Raw genomic sequence first — 18,843 nt, 5'->3', positions numbered from 1 at the left:
ATGCCAGGTCCGGGCCTCACGCCCCCGAGTGACGCGGGTCGACCAGCAACCAGGGGCCGCCGAACTTGGTCGTCATCCAGAACCCGGCCGTCGTCCGCGGCACGGCGTAGAAGATGGGCCCGCCGGCACTGGCCGTCCAGTCGAAGCCGCTCTTCGGGAGCTTGGTGCCCTTCGGTGTCGTGATCGCGGCACCGAAACCGGTTCCGCCGTTGGTCGAGACCATCAGGCTGCCGCTGCCGGTCTGCGCGGGAACGCCGGTGATGCTCCGCGGACCGCCCGCGGACGCGACCAGGTGGTTGGGGTCGGCGGCCGCGAGCCACACCTGGCCGAGCCGCGGCAGCGTCAGGGCGCCGGACGAAACGCTCCGCCAGGACTTCCCGTCGGTGTCACTGCTCACGATCGTGTATGTCGTGTCGCTGGTGCCCGACGCCTTCGGGTCGCAGATGGCGAAGAGCGTCGGCTTGCCGTTGGTGGCCGGCGTGACCGACTGCAGGGCCGTACCGCCGCAGACGGACGCCGGTGCGCTGAGCGCAGTGAGCTTCGTGCCGTCCAGCCGCATCGGTGCGATCGTCTTCGAGGCGTCCGAGGCGGTCAACTGGACGAAGACCTGGCCCTGTTGCACGGCGACGGTGCCGGCCCGGACCGGGGTGCTCGGCGTCATCTGCACCTCGGACCCCGAAACGGCGTCCTTGGCCGGATCGAAGCGGGTCACGTGGATCGGCCCGTTGCACTCGCCCTGTGCGCAGTTGTCGGCGCTGAGCAGGACGGCCTCGCCCTGGTTGATCTCGACGTCCAGCACCGTGTCACCGGGGTGGCTCATCTTGGTGAAGCTGGCCCCGCTGTCACGGGTGACCCACAGGTCGCCGCCGAAGACGTATCCGACACTCGGCGTCGCGAACCGGGCCTGGCTGATGGCCCGCTGCGGCTGGATCTGGGGGATCTCGTTCCCGCTCGCCGCGGACACATCGGTGCCGGTGAACTTGTGCACCGCGGTCCAGGAGCCGCCGTTGGTGCCGGACTTGAGCAGCACCGGGCAGATGTCGCCGCCACAGTCCTGCTGGCCCAGGGCATAGAGCGTGCTCTGCCCGGCATTGCTGACCGACCAGGTGTGGAAACTGGGGGGCACCTTGGTCGGGGCCTGCTGGGACGACACGGAGGACGGCGTGGTCGTCGGCTCGCCGGTCTGCGCCTGGTCCGTCGCGCCGACGACGGCCTCGCCCTGCTGCACACCGCCTCCGACGCCCTGCTGCTGCCACAGGAAGATGGCGAAGATCGCGATGATCGCGACGGCGGCACTGGACATCAGCGCCAGCCGGTTGCGCCGCCGGCTGGAGCGCCGGGCGCCACTGACGATGCGCTGCCAGTCGAGATCGGTCGACCGCTCGTCACGCACCTGAGCCCGCGCAGCCGTGAAGAAGTCCGCCACCTCGTCGCGCGCGGCGGACGGCTCCCCGTGCGGCTCGTCGCGCAGTCGGTCGTTCCGCGCGTCACCGCCGTTCGGGTTCAGGTCTCCGGTCTCGTCGCTCATCGGGTCACCTCCAACCGTTGTGCCAGCAACTTGCGTGCGTCGTGCAGGTCGCGCTTGATCGTGCCCTCGCCCTTGCCCGTCTGCAGGGCGACCTGCGCGACCGACAGATCGGCGAAATAGTGCAACAGGACCACGAGCCGGAAGCGCTCGGGTAGCGATTCGACGGCATCGCGCACCGTCAGCCGGGTCGCCGTGTCCAGTCCGGGTTCGGCGACGTCGACCGCCCGGGCGTTGCCGCCCATGAACTTCTCGTATGCCGACGCCTCCCGGCCACGCTTGCGCCAGTGGTCCCGCACCTGATTGGCGGCCGCCGTGTAGAGCCAGGCCCGCGGATCCTGCACCGAGTGCCAATGCGTCATCAGCTTGACGAACGCCTCCGTGGCGACGTCATGTGCCAGGTCGCGGTCACCGATCAACTGCGTGGTCCAACCGACAAGTCGTCCGAAGTGTGCGTCATACACCTCGCGGACGGCCTGTTCGACGGCTGCTTCCCCCGAAGCCACCCATCGCCACCTTTCCCGTGGGAGACGGACAGCAGCGTGCTGACCGATGATCGTCGCCGTCATACCCGTGCAGACGCCGCAACGGCCCGCACGGTTGGTTGTCCGCCACGTGTGCGTTGTTGTCCGGCCGGAAATCATTCCCGGCCAGCGGAAATCGTAACGTGCCGAATTGCCTAGTCTCTGAACCATGGAGTTGCGTGACGCGGTGCTGCGACGCCGGATGGTCCGCCGGTTCGATCCCGACCAGGACGTTCCCCCGGAGACGGTCCTGCGGCTGCTCGAGCTCGCGGTGCGCGCCCCGAGCGCGGGGTTCAGCCAGGGATTCGACTTCGTCGTGCTGCGCGGCGACGAACGCGGGGCGTTCTGGTCGGCGACGACGGACGACGGCATACCGGATTCGTGGCTGCGGGGCGTCAGCGCCGCGCCCGTGCTGATCCTGTGCTGCTCGGACAAGAACGCCTACTTGCGGCGCTACGCCCGTGACGACAAGCCCTGGCAGGACCAGTCGGAGGAACACTGGCCGGTGCCGTACTGGGACGTCGACACCGGTATGGCGGCACTGCTGATGCTGCTCGGCGCGGTCGACGAGGACCTCGGCGCGCTGTTCTTCGGGGTTCCGGTCGAGCGCCTCGATGCGGTGCGCGAGGCGTTCGCCATACCGGCCGATCGTGGGATCGTCGGCGTGGTCGCCATCGGCCACCCGGCCGAGACGAAGCCGTCCGGCAGCACGAAGGCCGTGCGACGCCGCGACTTCGGTGAGGTCACGCACTACGGCCGGTTCGGCGGCGCGACCCCCTGAGGTCAGCGTGCGGTCACCATCGACGGGTCCAGCTCCGCGAGCCCGGCCGCGCCGGCGAGTCCCATCGCGTGCCGGAGTTCGGCAGTCAGCTCCGTCAGTGCCGTCGCCACGGCGTCACCGCCTCCCGCGGCGAGCGCCCACATGACCGGACGGCCCAGCATCACCGCACGGGCACCGAGCGCGAGTGCGGTCAGGGCATCGAAACCGTCGCGCACTCCCCCATCAACAACAACCGGCACCGAATCACTCACTGCCGCAACGACTTCCGGCAACGCTGCCGCGGTCGGGACAGCGCGGTCCAACTGACGTCCACCGTGATTGCTGACCCAGACGCCGGACGCCCCGGCATCGACACAGGCGATGGCATCGTCCGCCCGCAGCACACCCTTGACGATCACCGGCAGGTCGGACGCGTCGGCCACCCAGGCGATGTCGTCGAGGGACAGATCGGCTCGCTGGTCGATCAATTCCCAGACGTCGGTGACGTCGGGCGGCAGGTGGTCGCCCATGTTCGTCAGCGCCTGCTCGTCGGTCAGCGGCAACGGGCGGCTCAACACGGCGCTGCGCGCACGGTGCCCGACGTATGGCGTGTCCGCCGTCAGCACCATCGCGGTGGCGCCGGCGGCCGCCGCGCGTCGGATCAGTGCCTCGGTGATCGCGCGCTCGCGCATCAGGTAGACCTGGAACCACCAGGCCCCGCCGATCGCCGCGGCGACGTCCTCGATGCGGCGGGTGGCCCGGCTGGAGACGACCATCGGGGCGCCGGCGGCCGCAGCGCCCGCGGCGGTCGCAACCTCGCCCTCCGGGTGCAGCAGGGCGTGAAAAGCGGTGGGGGCGATACCGACCGGCGTTCGCCACCGGCCGAAGAGCTCGAGGTCGGTCGTCACCCGGGAGACGTCACGCAGTACACGCGGCCGGAGCCGGTACCGGTCCCAGGCGTCGTGCGCCTCGTCGACCGTGCGCTGATCACCGGAGCCGCGGTTGAGATAGCTCCAGGAGTCCGGCGGCACGATCCGTTCGGCGCGGTCGCGCAGTTGTTCGAGCTCTTCGTGCACGGACGTTCCCTCCTCGGGCGCGGTGGTCTGTTCACCTAGTGTTGCGGACATGACCTCACGCCCGGTGCGCATCGCCGTCCAGATCCAGCCGCAACATGCGTCGTACGACCGGATCCGGGATGCGGTGCGCCGCGCCGAAGACCTCGGCGTCGACGTGGCGTTCAACTGGGATCACTTCTACCCGCTCACCGGTGATCCGGAGGGTCAGCACTTCGAGTGCTGGACGATGCTCGCCGCGTGGGCCGAGCAGACCTCACACATCCAGCTGGGTGCGCTGGTGACCTGCAACAGCTACCGCAACCCCGATCTGCTCGCCGACATGGCACGTACCGTCGACCACATCTCGAACGGTCGCCTCGTCCTGGGGATCGGCTCAGGTTGGTTCGAAAAGGACTACGAGCAGTATGGATTCGACTTCCAGACCGCCGGCCGCCGGCTCGATGACCTCGCGTCAGCCCTGCCGCGCATCGAGTCCCGACTCGCCGCGCTGAACCCCACACCGGTCGGCCCGATGCCGGTCCTGATCGGCGGTGGCGGCGAAAAGAAGACGCTGCGCCTGGTGGCGCAGCACGCCGACATCTGGCACACCTTCGCCGACGCCGACGTCCTCGCCCACAAGCTGGAGGTGCTCCGCGGTCACTGCGACGCGATCGGCCGGTCGATCGACGAGATCGAGGTGTCGGTCGGCGTCGGTGGCCGCGGCCGTGACGGTGGTCTCCCGGGGGCGCCGGAGGTCGAGGGGGAGCCCCTGCTGGATCTCGGCGCCCGTCTGTTCACCGTGCCGGTCGCCGGCCCGGACTTCGACTACTCGACCCTGCAGCAGTGGGTCGCCTGGCGGGACCGCATCAACGCCTGACGAGCGGCCGATACATCAGCGGGCAGTCGGCCCTTCCGCACGAGGCCCGGACGTCCCGCCATACGGCGCGCTGGAGCCCGAAAGCCATCACGAAATCGGCCAGTTCCGCGAACGGCATGGCGATATGGCGCTCGACCGTCGCGTGTCGAGACCGGGCCTCCGAGACGAGGTCTGCGCGTCGGTAATTCGGACCCGACCGTCCGACGTCGTGCGTCATACCGCGATCCAATCAGGGTGTCGGTCCACGCCGCAGCCGCGCTGTGAGAGAAGATGATCGGCGCCGGACCGCGAGATCGAGCAGGACACCTGAAGGGCAGTAATGGCGCGCAAGAAACGCGACGAGACCGACTACATCGACGATGCGCAGCAGAACATCGTCGACATCGACGTCGACGAGGAGATGCAGGCGGCGTACCTCGAGTACGCCTACTCGGTCATCTACTCCCGCGCCATCCCGGACGCGCGCGACGGCCTGAAGCCGGTGCAGCGCCGCATCCTCTACGCGATGGACGAGATGCGGCTCTACCCGGACCGCAACCACGTGAAGTCCTCGCGTGTCGTCGGCGAGGTCATGGGTAAGTACCACCCGCACGGTGACACCGCGATCTACGACGCCATCGTGCGCCAGGCGCAGGACTTCACCATGCGGCTGCCGCTGGTCGACGGCCACGGCAACTTCGGGTCCCTCGACAACGGCCCTGCTGCGTCGCGTTACACCGAGGTCCGTCTCGCCGGCGCGGCGCTGGAGCTGACCAGGTCGCTCAACGAGGACACCGTCGACTACGTCCCCAACTACGACGAGAGCGAGCAACAGCCGGACGTTCTGCCGGCGGCCTTCCCGAACCTGCTCGTCAACGGCGCCAGCGGCATCGCGGTCGGTATGGCGACCAATATGGCTCCGCACAACCTGGGCGAGGTCGTTGCCGCCGCACGCCACCTGATCACCCACCCGGACTGCTCTCTCGACGACCTGATGAAGTTCGTTCCCGGCCCGGACCTGCCGTGTGGTGGACGCATAGTCGGCCTCGACGGCATCCGGGACGCCTACCTCACCGGGCGCGGATCCTTCCGGACCCGTGCTACCGCAACGATCGAAAACCTCACGCCACGAAGGAAATCCATCGTGGTCACCGAGCTGCCCTACATGGTCGGCGCGGAGAAGGTCATCGAGCGGATGAAGGACCTGGTCCAGGCCAAGAAGCTGCAGGGCATCGCCGACGTCAACGACCTGTCCGACATGAAGGGCATGCGGCTGGTCATCGACGTCAAGAACGGTTTCAACCCTGACGCTGTCCTGGAGTCGCTCTACAAGCACACGCCGATGGAGGAATCCTTCGGCATCAACAACGTGGCGCTCGTCGACGGGCAGCCGCGCACGCTGGGCCTGAAGGAACTGCTCACCGTGTATGTCGACTTCCGCATCGACGTGGTGCGTCGACGCACGGCGTTCCGACTGAAGAAGGCCACCGACCGACTGCACCTGGTCGACGGATTGCTCATCGCGATCCTGGACATCGACGAGGTCATCCAGGTCATCCGCTCCTCGGACAACGCCGGTGAGGCGCGCGGGCGCCTGATGCAGGTCTTCGACCTCTCCGAGCCGCAGGCGGAATACATCCTCGAGCTGCAGCTGCGCCGGCTGACCAAGTTCAGCAAGCTCGAGCTCGAGAAGGAGCAGGCCGAGCTGCGCGAGCTCATCACGTCCCTTCAGGCGATCCTGGATGACGAAAAGCTTTTGCGTAAAACGGTTTCCGACGAACTTGCGGCAGTCGTGAAGACCCACGGCACGCCACGTCGCACGGTGCTGCTGGAAGGCAACACCGTCAAGACGGCGGCGACCGCTGCCCCGCTCGAAGTGACCGACGACCCGTGCTGGGTGCTCTTGTCGTCGAGCGGTCTGCTGGCGCGCACCACCGACGACAGTCCGCTGTCCAGCGAGGGATCGCGCCGCAAGCACGACGTCGTCACCTCACGGGTGCTGACCACCGCCCGCGGCGACTTCGGCGTCGTCACCTCGGCCGGTCGGATGGTCCGCCTCAACGCGATCGACCTGCCGGCACTGCCGCCGACCAACGACGCGCCGGTGCTCGCGGGTGGCGCGCCGCTCGCGGCATACATCGACCTGGCCAAGGGCGAGCAGCCGCTCGCCCTCGCCCCGCTCGGCGAGGGCGTCAACGGCCTGGCGGTCGGCACCGCGAACGGTGTCGTCAAGCGGGTCAACCCCGACTACCCGAGCAAGGACTCCTTCGAGGTGATAGCCCTCAAGGATGGTGACAAGGTCGTCGGCGCCGTTGAGGTCCGCACCGGCGAAGAAGACCTGGTCTTCGTGACCTCGGATGCGCACCTGTTGCGCTACAGCGCGAATCTGGTTCGGCCGCAAGGCCGTTCGGGTGGTGGCGTGGCAGGCGTCAAGCTCGGAGCAGGAGCGCGCGTCCTGTGGTTCGGCATCGTCGACACCTCAGCACCGGCGGTCGTGGTCACCGGTGCCGGGTCCTCGGATGCCCTGCCCGGCACCGGTCCCAAGTCGGTCAAGGTCACGCCGTATGACGAATACCCGACCAAGGGACGCGCGACCGGCGGCGTGCGCTGCCAGCGGTTCGTGCGTGGCGAGGACGAGCTGGTCATCGCGTGGGCCGGCACGGCTCCGGCGCGTGCTGCGAGTCCGACCGGTGCAGCGGTCGAGTTGCCCGCCGCCGATGGCAAACGGGACGGCAGTGGCGTGCCACCGGCCGGTCAGATCGCTGCGATCGGTGGGGCATTCCCTGGCGCGGCCACGGAGTAGGACCGGCCGCCGCGAGATCAGGTGCGGCGCGTCACCCGGGGCCTCACGCAGCGCCGGGAACCCTCCGGATGACCCGGATCAGCGGGTCCGTCTCGGCGTGGGCCGGATAGGCGATGTTCACGGTGGCGGTCCAGGCCGGAAGGTCTGCCCAGGAGATCTTCCGGAGTGATCCGTCGGCGATCGAGGTCCTGACCTGATCGTCGGCGAGCGCTGCGATGTAGCCGTGGTCACGCGCCAGCGTCGCGGCGATGGAGGCCGGGGAGACCCAATTGACGTGGGAGCGTGGAACGCGAGCACGGTCGAGCATCGAGGCGAGCCGCTCCGTCTCGGCGCCCCACGTGTGTACGGCGAGGTGCTGTTCGGCGAGGTCCTCCAGTCGGGTCGCGCCATCGTCGAAGATCGGATGGCCGGGGGCCGCGACCCAGACGATCGGTGAGGTGCTGAACGAGCTGAGAGTGAGTCCCTCCGGCACCCTGTCGGTGGTCACGAGACCGACGTGGGCGACCCCGTCGAGGAGCTGACGCGTGATCTCGTGGCTGTGCGCGGTACGACAGATGACCTGACAGGGGTGGTCGGCCAGCGCAGCCACCAGACCCGGGAAGACCCCGTCGGCGATCGAAGCAGGGGCGAGGACCACCAGTCGCCTGTTCTGCGCTGAGGCCTGCGCGGCAAGCCGCCCCTCGTTGGCGGCTTCCAGGCAATTTCGCGCGTAGGGCACGAACGCCTCGCCGGCAGGAGTGAGGACAACGCCACGGGTGGTGCGCTCGAAGAGTCGAACGCTCAACGCGCGCTCCATCCCCGTGATCCGGGCGCTGACGGAAGGCTGGGCCTGGTGGGAGGCCGCAGCCGCCTTGCTGAGGCTTCCGTGCTCGGCCACCGCGAGGAACAACGACAGGTCGTTCAAACTCATCGCCATAGGCAAATCGTAGAACTGCTGCAGTCAGTTCGCGGCTTCTGCTGTGGCCGGCCGGTTGCGACGATCTCCCTGTGCAGCTGTGGATCGCGTCCCCCACGCGGCGTGGGTCATCGGTGCGGGCTGACGAATGATCGGGCTGCGCTACCCACTGACGATCGCTGCGCTCCCGGCAACTCGGGATGCGACGGTCCTGCTCGAGACGCGGGCCGTGCGGGCGTTCGGTGACGGCCTGATCAGTGTCGTGTTGGCGACGTACCTGGCCTCGTGGGGTCTGTCCAGCACCGAGGTCGGAGTCGTGCTCGCGACGACGCTCCTGGGCTCGGCGGTGGCGACGTTGCTGGTCGGAGTGCACGGACATCGCATCGGGCGACGCCGACTCCTGCGGTGGGCGTCCCTGTCGATGATCGCCACCGGACTCGGCTTCGCCGCGTGCTCGGGCTTCTGGCCGCTGTTGCTGATCGCGTTCGTCGGGACGCTGAACCCGTCGACGGGGGACGTCAGCGTGTTCCTGTCGATGGAACAGGCGCTCCTACCCGGCACCACGCGCGACTCGACGCGCACCGCCGTGTTCACCCGCTACGCGATGATCGGGACCTTGGTGGCCGCAGTTGGTTCGTTGTGTGCGGGCGCGCCGGCCTGGCTCGGTGGGCTGCTCGGGGCTTCGGCAACGACATCACAGCGGTCGGTCTTCCTGGGTTACGCGGTGCTAGGTGTCGTCGTGTTCATGCGATACGCGCGGCTGAGCCCTGCGATCGAGGCCGCAGGCAATACGTATGGCGCGTTGGGACAGTCGCGTCCGATCGTCTATCGCCTGGCCGCACTGTTCAGCCTCGATGCCTTCGGCGGCGGCTTCACCATCACCGCCATCGTCGTCCTGTGGCTGCAGGAACGCTTCGATCTGTCGCTCGCTCTGACCGGCGCGACCTTCTTCTGGGCCGGAGTCCTCTCGGCATTCTCAGCACTCGTCGCGGCGCGACTCGCCCGTCGTATCGGGCTGATCCGCACCATGGTCTTCACCCACCTGCCCGCGAACGGCTTCCTGATCCTGGCCGCCTTCATGCCAACCGCACCATTGGCAATTGCTGCGCTGCTCGCTCGCTCGGCGTTGTCGCAGATGGATGTTCCGGCACGCACCTCCTACGTCATGGCCATCGTCTCACCGGCCGAGAGACCGGCGGCAGCGAGCATCACCAATGTGCCGCGAAGCCTCGCCTCCGCCATACCGCCGATCCTCGCCGGTTGGCTGCTCGCGCACTCGACGTTCGGCTGGCCCCTGGTCATCGGGGGCGCACTCCGGGTGTTCTACGACCTGGGCCTCCTGCACCAGTTCCGCCACGTGCAGCCTCCGGAGGAAGCCGGCCGTGAGCGCTGCCGCACGGCATGACACCGCGAGCACCCGGCAGCGGGCGGCGACGGGCAGATCCGTAACCTGGCTGCGAAGACTCACTCGACAGCAGACGGGATCCGCGATGACCACGCATGCCGACCCGCAGCCGCCGACGGCCTGCTCCGTGCAATGGGATGACGCCGCGTTGCCGGCGTGGGGCACCGCGTCCTACGCGAGGTTCTGGGTGTGTCTGGAGCAGAACGGCCCGTGGGGTCACAGCGCCATCACCCAGTCGCACCTCGATCCGGAGATCGGCCGAGCACTCGAACGCGCCTGTGCTGACCACGGCGGACGGTTGCTGCTGATCCGTCGTCCCGGCCCGCACGCGGACGAGCCGCACCGAGGAGCACATCGCGTGCTCGTCGCGGGCTGCCTCGACCGCGATCCGTGGCTGCTCACCGGCGAGATCGACGATCCGGCACAACTGCTGTCCCTGCCGTGGGAGCTGCTCCTCCAGGACGACCCGGACGCTGCGACCGAACGCCTCCCGGAGTTGGAGGAGACCCGCGAACCGGCGCTGCTGATCTGCACCAACGGCAAACGCGACGTGTGTTGTGCCGTCCGCGGTCGGCCGATCGCGCTCGGGTTGGCCGCCACACACCCGGGGCAGGTCTGGGAGTGCTCGCACACCGGTGGTCACCGGCTGGCGCCCACCGGCATCGCTCTCCCCTCCGGTCAGACGTACGCGCGCCTCACGCCGCGACTCGCCGAGGTCGCACTCACCGCTGAGCGCCGGCACGAGGTGCCCGCTGAGCTGGCGACACCCCACCATGACCGCGGACGCAGTTGTTTCCGGGCGCCGGTGCAGGTCGCCGAATCTTTTGTGCGACAACAGATCTCGGAGATGTCGCTGACCGCATTGTCGGCCACCGAAACACGCGCAACGGACGGGTCCTGGGAGTGCGAAGTCACCCACTCCGACGGCCGCACCTGGTCGGTGCACGTCACCAGCGAGGACGGTCCGGAGCTCAAGGCGTCCTGCGCCAAGGCGCCGGTCCCGAGCTCCGTATGGCGTGCGTCGCTCGAAAACGCTTGACCCGTCGCAGTCCCGCTACGACATGAGCCGGTAGAACCGCCACATGTCGTGCTCCACGTCCAGAACGTCGACGACGGCGAAGCCCGCTTCCTCGGCGTAAGCGCGCAGCGTGCTCTCTCGCATGACCGTCCCGGTCGCCGCGCTGTCTTCCGCCGACATGCTGTCCGGAAGGCAGATGAGGATGCTGAAGCCGTACATCATCCGCTCGACGTCGTCGCCAGGTGCGCCGAACCGATCAGCCACCTTCATATCGGCGATCAGGACAGTCCCGTCGGGCGCCGCCAGTCTCCGCATCGCCCGCAGCGCGGCAACCGGATGTGGCATGTCGTGCAGGCATTCGAACGCCGTCACCAACGCGTATGGCGTGGTCACGACCACCTCACCGATATCTTTCTCCCACACCGACACTCGGCTCTCCATCCCAGCATCCGACACGTGCCCGCGTGCCAGCACAACCGATTCGTGGTCGACTTCGAACGCGTCCACCTCGCACGGGTAGCTGCGCGCGATCGCGATCGACGACCAGCCGGCCCCACATCCCACATCAGCGACTCTGGCATTGCCCTGCGCAAGCCGTCGCTGCACGTCGGGCAACGCGGCCAGCCAGTCATCCGCCAGTAGTTGCAGGAAGGCCGGTCGGTTCAGGTCCCCTTCCGACTCGCGCATGTCACGCCCGTAGGACGCCCAGGGAACGCCACCGCCGCTGACGTATGCGTCTGCCACGGCCGGGAGCATCACCGCGGCGGCGGCCAACTGTCGCGCCAGCGGTGCCAGATAGACCAGGCTGTCCGCATCGGTGAGTACTTCGGCGACTCCCGCGGCCGGCCGATACCGGCGCTCCTTCGGGGTCGCGCCCTCAGTCGCGGTGAGCAGCCCGGTGACCGCTTGGTGCTCGGCCCATTCTCGGACGTACCGTTCGTGCGTCCTTGTGTGACGAGCCAACTCGGCCGAAGTGAGACCCGGGGACGCTGCGAGCGCGCGATAGAAGCCGAGACGGTCACCGATGGCCACCCCGAGCAGGTCCATGAACCCGACAGCGGAGTCGACCAGTCGGTCGGCCAGGTCGGACGCTGCAGTGTCCATGGCTGCCTCCGAAGTAGGACGAGACCTTCCAGTCAACACCCGGACGAGTGCGGTGCCAACAGCACGACGCTGAGCGTGTGCTGCCCGAGGTCTACTTCACAGCTTCAGATACATGACATGCAGCCCGGCGAGTTCGCCGCTCGGCAGCCGGAAGGTCTCGGGCACGGTGCCGATCACCGTGAATCCCAACGACTTCCACAACGCGACAGCGGCCGAGTTCCTGTCGACGACGGCGTTGAACTGGATCGAGTGGTAGCCCGCCTCGCGCAACCAGTGCACGACATACGCACCCAGCAATCGCCCGATGCCACGCCCGCGCGCTGCCGACGACACCATGAAACTCGCCGTCCCGACGTGCGACCCCGGCCCCGGTCGGTTGGGTCCCATCTTGGCGCTGCCGAGCACCGTCCCGTCATCGTCGACGGCAACGACGACGCGACCGGGCGGCGGTTCCATCCACATCGAGCGGGCGTCGGCCTCCGGCAGATCGGGCACCAACGCATAGGTCTCCCCCGCCCGTGCAACCTCCTGCACGATGGGCCAGATCTGCGACCAGTCCGCGTCAGTTGCCTTGCGAATAGTCGTCATTCGCCAATCATTCCATCGATGGACTGACGGATCAGATCCGCGTGCCCGTTGTGCCGGGCGTACTCCTCGATCATGTGCGTCACGATCCACCGCAGGGTGAACGGTTGCCCGGAGTGGCTGTCCGGCTTCACCGACAACGTGTCGAACCCGTCGGCGGCGAGCGCCTGTGCGATGCCTGCGTCGGCGATCCCGACCGACTCCTCGTAGAGGTCGGCCAGCGCACCCGGGTCGTCCGAGGCGGCACTGTGCCAGTCCCAGTCGGGGTCGTCGTCCCAGTCCACCGCCGACCACGGCTCCGGCTCGTCACCACCGCCGAGCACCTGATGGAACCACCACACCTCGACGAGCGCGAGGTGCTTGATCATCCCGCCGAGCGTCATGTCGGAGGGCGCGAGTGTCCTGCCCAGCTGCTCCCTCGTCAGCCCACCGGTCTTCCAACGGAACGTGTCCCGGTGGTAGCGCAGGAAACCGAGCAGGGTGTCCGGCTCGTTCGCGTGCGGGGGCGGATCGACCCGAGTTGCCGGATCCGGTTCGGGCGTCGCGCTGGCGGCTGCAGTCATGCCGCAACGCTAGGAGGAACTGCAGACACCGCGCCATCGAGTTTCACCGTCGACTCGTTCTAGGCTGCAGGTATGGCGAGCATCCGGATAGCACAGGACGAAACCGCGGACCAGCTTCTCTCCACCGATCCCTTCGCACTGCTGATCGGCATGCTATTGGACCAGCAGTACGGCATGGAGCACGCGTTCCGCGGGCCGGCGAAGATCGTCGACAAGTTCGGCACGCTCGACCCCGGCAAGATCGCGGCGCAGGACCCGGAGAAGTTCGCCGACCTGTGCTCCACCACACCTGCCATCCATCGCTATGCGCGTTCGATGGCCGGCCGCGTCCAGCAGCTGGCGCAGGTCGTGCTCGACGACTACGACGGCGACGCCTCACGCATCTGGACGACCACCGACTCATCAGCCGAGTTGCTCAAGCGATTGAAGGCACTGCCGGGGTACGGCGACCAGAAGGCCCGCATCTTCGCGGCGCTGCTCGGCAAGCAGCTCGGCATCACCCCCGACGGGTGGCGAGAGGCGATCGGCCCGTATGCCGAGGTCGGTTCGTTCCGCTCGGTCGCGGACGTCGTCGACGAGACCTCCCTGCAGAAGGTCCGCGAGTTCAAGAAGAGCGCCAAGGCCGCCGCGAAGGCGAGGGCAGCCGCGCAGTGACCGACCGCCGTGTGGCCGTCATCCTGTTCGACGGATTCGAGTTGCTCGATGTCTTCGGTCCGGTCGAACTCCTTTTCCTGACACCGGGTTTCACTGTCGGCTACTACGGCCCTCGGCCCGGTCCGGTGTCGAGCTCGCAGGGCGGGCAGGTCGTCGCCGAGCAGGCGTATGACGAACTGCGCGAGCCCGACATCCTGCTGGTACCCGGCGGCATCGGCACTCGGCGTCTGGTCGATGACCGGGCGTTCCTGGACTGGCTGCGCGACACCGGTAGAGCTGCGAACATCGTCACCTCCGTCTGCACGGGCTCCGGAGTCCTCGCTGCCGCAGGTTTGTTGGAGTCCTATCGGGCGACGAGCAACAAGCTGTCCTTCGGCTGGGCATCCTCCTTCGGCACGACGGTGGACTGGGTGCCGACCGCGCGGTGGGTCCAGGACCGGGACCGCTGGACGTCCTCCGGTGTCGCAGCGGGGATGGACATGACCGCGGCCCTCATCGCCGACCTGTCCGGCGCCGAGGCTGCGCGTGAGGCGACGGTGCTCGCCGAGCTGGAGGTGCACCCGGACAGCGCATGGGACCCGTTCGCGGCGATCCACGGCCTCACCGCAGCCACGGGCGAGGACTGATCGATGACCGACCGAGAGGTGATGGCTATCGTGGCCGACATGAAGGTTCGGGCAGAGGTGACGACCGAGCCCTTCCAGGGCGAGGGCGAACTTCCCGGTCACGTCCGTGCGGCGGCCGATGCGTTGCTGGCCGGCGGGCTGGAGCCGGATCTCGGCCCGCTCGGCACGGCCGTCCACGGCGATGCCGACGTCGTCACCGCCGCCATCCGTGATGCCGCACGTGCTGCCCTGGCCGCCGGAGCCACCCGCGTGAGCGTGCAGGTCGAGCGCACCGATGCCTGACCCTTCCCCCGCCGCGAACGAACTCGCCACTGCCCTTCAGCCCCTGCTCCGCCGTGTCGGTGCCGTGGTCGTGCACGGTGCTCCCCGGGCCGAAGACATCCCGATCACGCTGGGCGACAACACGATCCACGTGCGGGTCGTCGACGACCACGACTTGTCCGATGGTTTGGCACGGTTGATCCAGACGGTCGAGGCCGAACTCGGCGGACAGCTGGCCGAGCTTCCTCGAGCGCAGAAGCAGCACGCGGTTCGGCTCCTCGAGGAACGCGGTGCGTTCGAGATGCGCCGATCCGCCGAGACGGTCGCAGAAGCCATGGGGATGTCCCGCTTCACCATCTACAACTACCTGAACCGCGTTCGCGCCGGCGGCTGACTCTTCACCAGTTCGGCCGACAAAATTCAACAATCCGTTGACTCGGGTGTGACCCACGACATACGCTCGTCCCCGCGAATCAATTCCATATCTCGAAATCTTCCTTCCGTATAAGCGAATCCACGATGGCCGAGGCACCACCTGCCCCACCCGTCGCGACCAGGGCCCTGTGATCACCCACAGCGCCTCGCGTGACCAGCGGAAACTCTGTGACCAGGCCCCGCACAGTGCGAAAGTGCCTCTGCCACCACATCATTGATGTCCACCGACCCCTGGAAGGACCGCTCACAATGTCCGCTGCCACTGCCGAAAAGGCGCGCCCGCAGGCGAAACATCCCGTCGACGAGGTGCTGCCCCCGCAGCAACTCGCGGTCTACGGAATCCAGCACGTCCTGGCGTTCTACGCCGGCGCGGTCATCGTGCCGATCCTGTTGGCGGGTGCCATCGGGCTGACGTCCGACCAGCTGATCCACCTCATCAACGCCGATCTGTTCACCTGCGGGATCGCCTCCCTGCTGCAGGCCATCGGCTTCTGGAAGGTCGGGGTCCGGCTGCCGCTGCTGCAGGGCGTCACCTTCACGGCCGTCTCACCGATGATCATCATCGGTGTCAACGCCGGCGGTGGCGTCAACGGTCTGCTCACCATCTACGGCGCAGTCCTCGTCTCCGGCGTGGTCACGTTCCTGCTCGCGCCGTACTTCGGCAAGATCGTGCGCTTCTTCCCACCGGTCGTCACCGGTTCCGTCATCACCGTCATCGGATTCTCGTTGCTGCCCGTGGCAGCGGGTGATGCGTTGCTGCGCTGGGATCCCAAGACCCACTCCTACAGCGCCTCGGTCCTGAGCCAGGACGCCTCCGGCAACTACCACCTGGCGGCCGGCGGCTGGAAGACGCTCGCGCTCGCACTCGGCACCGTCGTCGTCATCGTCGCGATCCAACGCATCTTCCGCGGCTTCATCCAGACCATCGCCGTGCTGCTCGGTCTGGCGCTCGGCACCCTGGTCGCGTGGTTCTCCGGCGAGGCGCACTTCGACTCGGTGAGCACCTCCAGCTGGGTCGGCGTCACGACACCGTTCCACTTCGGTATGCCGAAATTCGCTCTGGCAGCGATCATTTCGATGGTGCTGGTCATGCTCGTCACCATGGTGGAGACCTGCGGCGACGTCTTCGCGACCGGCGAGATCGTCGGGAAGCGCGTCGACGGGGACGACGTCGCGCGAGCCCTGCGCGCAGACGGCCTGGCCACCGTCATCGGCGGAGTCTTCAACTCCTTCCCGTACACCTGCTTCGCGGAGAACGTCGGCCTCGTGCGGCTGACCAAGATCAAGAGTCGGTATGTCGTGGCCACCGCCGCCGTCTTCATGATCATTCTCGGACTGCTGCCCAAGGCCGGTGCGATCGTCGCCGGCATACCCTCGAGCGTCCTCGGCGGCGCCGGGCTGGCCATGTTCGCCACCGTCGCCGTGGTGGGCATCCAGACGCTCGGGAAGGTCGACTTCAACGACCACCGCAACGGCATCATCGTGGCGACCTCGCTCGGCCTGGCCATGCTGGTGACCGCGGAGCCGGGCGTCGCGACCCTGCTGCCCAAGGACTACCAGGTGTTCCTCGGCTCGGGCATCACCATCGGCTCCATCGCCGCGTTCGCGCTCTACATGCTCTTCTTCCACGTCGGCAGCAGCCGCGGCGCCGGTGTCGCCACCACCCCCACCGGATCGGTCATCGGACTGGCGCAGGTCAACGCGATGTCCAAGGCGGAGTTCGTCGCCACGTTCGAACCGCTCTTCCAGGGCAACTCGTGGATCAGCGAGGACGCCTACGAGCAGCGGCCGTTCACCGACACCCGCGACCTGCGGGCCTCGTTCCAGGAAGCGCTGTTCTCCGCGTCGGACGACAAGCAGCGAGCCCTGATCGCGAGCTACCCGGACCTGGGCAGCATCGACGTCGCCGCCGGCGAGATCGGTGCGGCATCCACCCGGGACCGCGCGGCCATCATGCTCAGCCAGCTGCGGGACGACGAGCGGGAGGAGCTGTCGACGCTGACAGCGGCATACCGCGAGAAGTTCGGCTTCCCTCTGGTGACCTGTGTCCGGGAGACGAGCTCGGTCGAGCAACTGATGGAGCTCGGTCGCTCCCGACTGGACAACTCCCGGCAGCAGGAACTGGTGACCGCACTGCTGGAGAGCGCCAAGATTGCCGGGCACCGGTTCGACGACCTGGTCGCCGACGCCGAACCGCTGACCTCCGCGCGCAGCCGAGTGGGTACCACGTCATGAGCCCCTCGCCGGTCACCGTCGTCGACGGTTGCACGGTCCTCACCGTCGATGCCGAGCGTCGCGAGCACCAGGTCGGCCACGTGGTCATCGAGGGCACGCGGATCCGGTCGGTGGGACCGGGACGGTACGCGCCGACCGGTGAGTCCATCGACCTCATCGACGGATCCGGCTGCGTGCTCACACCCGGCCTGGTCAACACCCACCACCACCTCTATCAGTGGGCGACTCGCGGGTATGCCGTGGACGCAACACTTTTCGAGTGGTTGACCGCGCTCTACCCGGTATGGGGAAACATCGACGAGCGGGTCGTCGGTCAGGCCGCGGCGGCGGGCATCGGTCAGCTCGCGCTCTCCGGATGCACCACGGTGATGGACCATCACTACGTCTTCCCACGACACGGCGGTGACGTGCTCGGTGCCGAGATCTCCGCGGCCGGCGACATCGGCGTTCGATTCTTCGCCACCCGCGGCTCCATGGATCTCGGCCGGAGCGACGGCGGGCTGCCGCCGGACCACGTCGTGGAGTCGATCGACGAGATCCTGGCTGCCACGGCCGAGGCAATCGACGCACACCACGACTCGTCAGCCGACGCGTTGGTGCGGGTCGGAGTCGCGCCGTGCTCGCCCTTCTCGGTGACCACGGACCTGTTGCGTGAGGCCGCCGGTCTGGCCCGCGACCGCGGCGTGCGGCTGCACACGCACCTCGCCGAGACCCTCGACGAGGAGGATTTCTGCCGTGATCGCTTCGGACAGAGTCCGATCGACTACATGGAGTCGATCGGCTGGCTCGGGCCCGACGTGTGGTTCGCGCACGGAATCCACTTCGACGACAACGCAATTCAGATGCTCGCCAGGACCGGCACCGGCGTCGCGCACTGTCCGTCGTCCAACGCACGCCTCGGTGCCGGGGTATGTCGGACCCGCGACCTGCTGGACGCCGGCGCCCCAGTCGGGCTCGGCGTCGACGGTGCGGCATCCAACGAGGCGGGCTCACTCCTGGAGGAGGCACGGCACGCGCTGCTCTTCGCTCGCGCCCTCGGCGGCCCGACCGCGCTCGGTGTCCGGCAGGCGCTCGAAGCCGCGACGATCGGCGGTGCCCGACTCCTCGGCTGGGACGACCAGATCGGCTCGATCGAGCCGGGCAAGCAGGCCGACCTGTGCCTCTGGCGGATGGACACGCTGGCACACGCGGGCATCGCCGACCCGGTCGCCGGTCTCGTGCTCGGCACGCCACCGCCTCTCGACCTCGCCATGGTGGCCGGGCGACCGATCGTTCGCCACGGCCGGCTCACCCGCGTCGACGAGACGGCCCTGGCGGCCGGCGCCGTCGAGGCATCGATCCGGGTTGGTGGAGCCATGGCCGCTTGCTGAACGCTCCCCACGCCGAATCCACCCGAAATCCTTGTTCAACAAATTGTTGAGCCGTACAGTTGAAGGAGCCCAAGGGTCCGGTCGTTCTGCATGGATAACCGGTCGGACTCTCCGATCGTCGCGCGGCACGTGCCACGCGAACCATGCGACCACCTGACCGGGATCCTTC

The 18,843-nt window shown here is 68.1% G+C and carries 18 protein-coding genes; 11 read left to right on the top strand and 7 right to left on the bottom strand.

The features are described from left to right. Positions 1-16 precede the first annotated feature (16 nt). Together ACZ50J_RS09020 and ACZ50J_RS09015 are read right to left on the bottom strand one after the other, a co-directional pair. On the bottom strand, positions 17-1,528 hold the full coding sequence (locus ACZ50J_RS09020; RefSeq protein ID WP_464300937.1) for a hypothetical protein: 1,512 nt from the start codon (positions 1,526-1,528) through the stop codon (positions 17-19). Next, positions 1,525-2,031, bottom strand: coding sequence for an RNA polymerase sigma factor (locus ACZ50J_RS09015; RefSeq protein WP_464300936.1), 507 nt, complete (start codon positions 2,029-2,031; stop codon positions 1,525-1,527). Before ACZ50J_RS09015 ends, ACZ50J_RS09020 begins: the two co-directional genes overlap by 4 nt. 187 nt (positions 2,032-2,218) lie before the next feature. Here ACZ50J_RS09015 and ACZ50J_RS09010 point away from each other — a divergent pair, with 187 nt between their 5' ends. Continuing rightward, positions 2,219-2,830 (top strand): nitroreductase family protein, encoded by a 612-nt coding sequence (locus tag ACZ50J_RS09010; RefSeq protein ID WP_464300935.1) that lies wholly within the window; start codon positions 2,219-2,221, stop codon positions 2,828-2,830. A gap of 2 nt (positions 2,831-2,832) precedes the next feature. Here ACZ50J_RS09010 and ACZ50J_RS09005 read toward each other — a convergent pair whose 3' ends face one another. Continuing rightward, positions 2,833-3,936: an alpha-hydroxy acid oxidase gene (locus ACZ50J_RS09005; protein ID WP_464300934.1), complete on the bottom strand. Its 1,104-nt coding sequence runs from the start codon at positions 3,934-3,936 to the stop codon at positions 2,833-2,835. Between ACZ50J_RS09005 and ACZ50J_RS09000 the strand changes: the two genes are divergently transcribed. Both ACZ50J_RS09000 and ACZ50J_RS08995 read left to right on the top strand, forming a co-directional pair. Beyond that, complete coding sequence (locus ACZ50J_RS09000) at positions 3,935-4,741, top strand: LLM class F420-dependent oxidoreductase (protein ID WP_464300933.1); 807 nt, start codon at positions 3,935-3,937, stop codon at positions 4,739-4,741. The genes ACZ50J_RS09005 and ACZ50J_RS09000 overlap by 2 nt on opposite strands. A 319-nt stretch (positions 4,742-5,060) precedes the next feature. After that, the gene (locus tag ACZ50J_RS08995) at positions 5,061-7,523 is read left to right on the top strand and encodes a DNA gyrase/topoisomerase IV subunit A (RefSeq protein WP_464300932.1); all 2,463 of its coding nucleotides are present in this window, start codon (positions 5,061-5,063) and stop codon (positions 7,521-7,523) included. A 43-nt stretch (positions 7,524-7,566) separates the two neighbouring features. Here the strand turns inward: ACZ50J_RS08995 and ACZ50J_RS08990 are convergent, their stop codons facing one another. Continuing rightward, positions 7,567-8,439 (bottom strand): LysR family transcriptional regulator, encoded by an 873-nt coding sequence (locus ACZ50J_RS08990; RefSeq protein WP_464300931.1) that lies wholly within the window; start codon positions 8,437-8,439, stop codon positions 7,567-7,569. 127 nt (positions 8,440-8,566) lie between these two features. Between ACZ50J_RS08990 and ACZ50J_RS08985 the strand changes: the two genes are divergently transcribed. After that, a complete protein-coding gene (locus tag ACZ50J_RS08985; RefSeq protein WP_464300930.1) occupies positions 8,567-9,823 on the top strand; it encodes an MFS transporter in 1,257 nt (418 codons plus the stop codon). An 85-nt stretch (positions 9,824-9,908) separates the two neighbouring features. Next, positions 9,909-10,862, top strand: a complete 954-nt coding sequence (locus ACZ50J_RS08980) for a sucrase ferredoxin (protein WP_464300929.1) — start codon at positions 9,909-9,911, stop codon at positions 10,860-10,862. A 15-nt stretch (positions 10,863-10,877) separates the two neighbouring features. On the opposite strand, the gene ACZ50J_RS08975 is transcribed toward ACZ50J_RS08980, so the two are convergent. The 3 genes from ACZ50J_RS08975 to ACZ50J_RS08965 form a co-directional block, all read right to left on the bottom strand. Further along, a complete protein-coding gene (locus ACZ50J_RS08975; RefSeq protein ID WP_464300928.1) occupies positions 10,878-11,945 on the bottom strand; it encodes a class I SAM-dependent methyltransferase in 1,068 nt (355 codons plus the stop codon). Positions 11,946-12,041: 96 nt separating this feature from the next. Next, complete coding sequence (locus ACZ50J_RS08970; RefSeq protein WP_464300927.1) at positions 12,042-12,533, bottom strand: N-acetyltransferase family protein; 492 nt, start codon at positions 12,531-12,533, stop codon at positions 12,042-12,044. After that, complete coding sequence (locus tag ACZ50J_RS08965; protein ID WP_464300926.1) at positions 12,530-13,093, bottom strand: DinB family protein; 564 nt, start codon at positions 13,091-13,093, stop codon at positions 12,530-12,532. Before ACZ50J_RS08965 ends, ACZ50J_RS08970 begins: the two co-directional genes overlap by 4 nt. 72 nt (positions 13,094-13,165) lie before the next feature. Between ACZ50J_RS08965 and ACZ50J_RS08960 the strand changes: the two genes are divergently transcribed. The 6 genes from ACZ50J_RS08960 to ACZ50J_RS08935 all read left to right on the top strand — a co-directional run bounded on the left by ACZ50J_RS08960 (position 13,166) and on the right by ACZ50J_RS08935 (position 18,674). Further along, positions 13,166-13,747: an HhH-GPD-type base excision DNA repair protein gene (locus tag ACZ50J_RS08960; RefSeq protein ID WP_464300925.1), complete on the top strand. Its 582-nt coding sequence runs from the start codon at positions 13,166-13,168 to the stop codon at positions 13,745-13,747. Then, entirely contained in the window at positions 13,744-14,373 is a 630-nt protein-coding gene (locus tag ACZ50J_RS08955) for a DJ-1/PfpI family protein (protein ID WP_464300924.1), read from the top strand. The genes ACZ50J_RS08960 and ACZ50J_RS08955 overlap by 4 nt, the downstream gene beginning before the upstream one ends. Positions 14,374-14,376: 3 nt before the next feature. Next, a complete protein-coding gene (locus ACZ50J_RS08950; protein WP_464300923.1) occupies positions 14,377-14,655 on the top strand; it encodes a thiamine-binding protein in 279 nt (92 codons plus the stop codon). Then, entirely contained in the window at positions 14,648-15,028 is a 381-nt protein-coding gene (locus ACZ50J_RS08945) for a helix-turn-helix domain-containing protein (protein WP_464300922.1), read from the top strand. Before ACZ50J_RS08950 ends, ACZ50J_RS08945 begins: the two co-directional genes overlap by 8 nt. A 290-nt stretch (positions 15,029-15,318) precedes the next feature. Next, positions 15,319-17,304 carry a 2-oxo-4-hydroxy-4-carboxy-5-ureidoimidazoline decarboxylase gene (uraD, locus tag ACZ50J_RS08940; RefSeq protein WP_464300921.1) on the top strand — a complete coding sequence of 662 codons (1,986 nt, stop codon included), beginning with the start codon at positions 15,319-15,321 and terminating at the stop codon, positions 17,302-17,304. After that, entirely contained in the window at positions 17,301-18,674 is a 1,374-nt protein-coding gene (locus ACZ50J_RS08935; protein WP_464300920.1) for an 8-oxoguanine deaminase, read from the top strand. Before uraD ends, ACZ50J_RS08935 begins: the two co-directional genes overlap by 4 nt. Positions 18,675-18,843 lie beyond the last annotated feature (169 nt).

This window comes from Flexivirga sp. G2, assembly GCF_055397625.1.
Note: the sequence above shows the minus strand (reverse complement) of the source record. Positions and strands in the feature narration are given on the sequence as shown.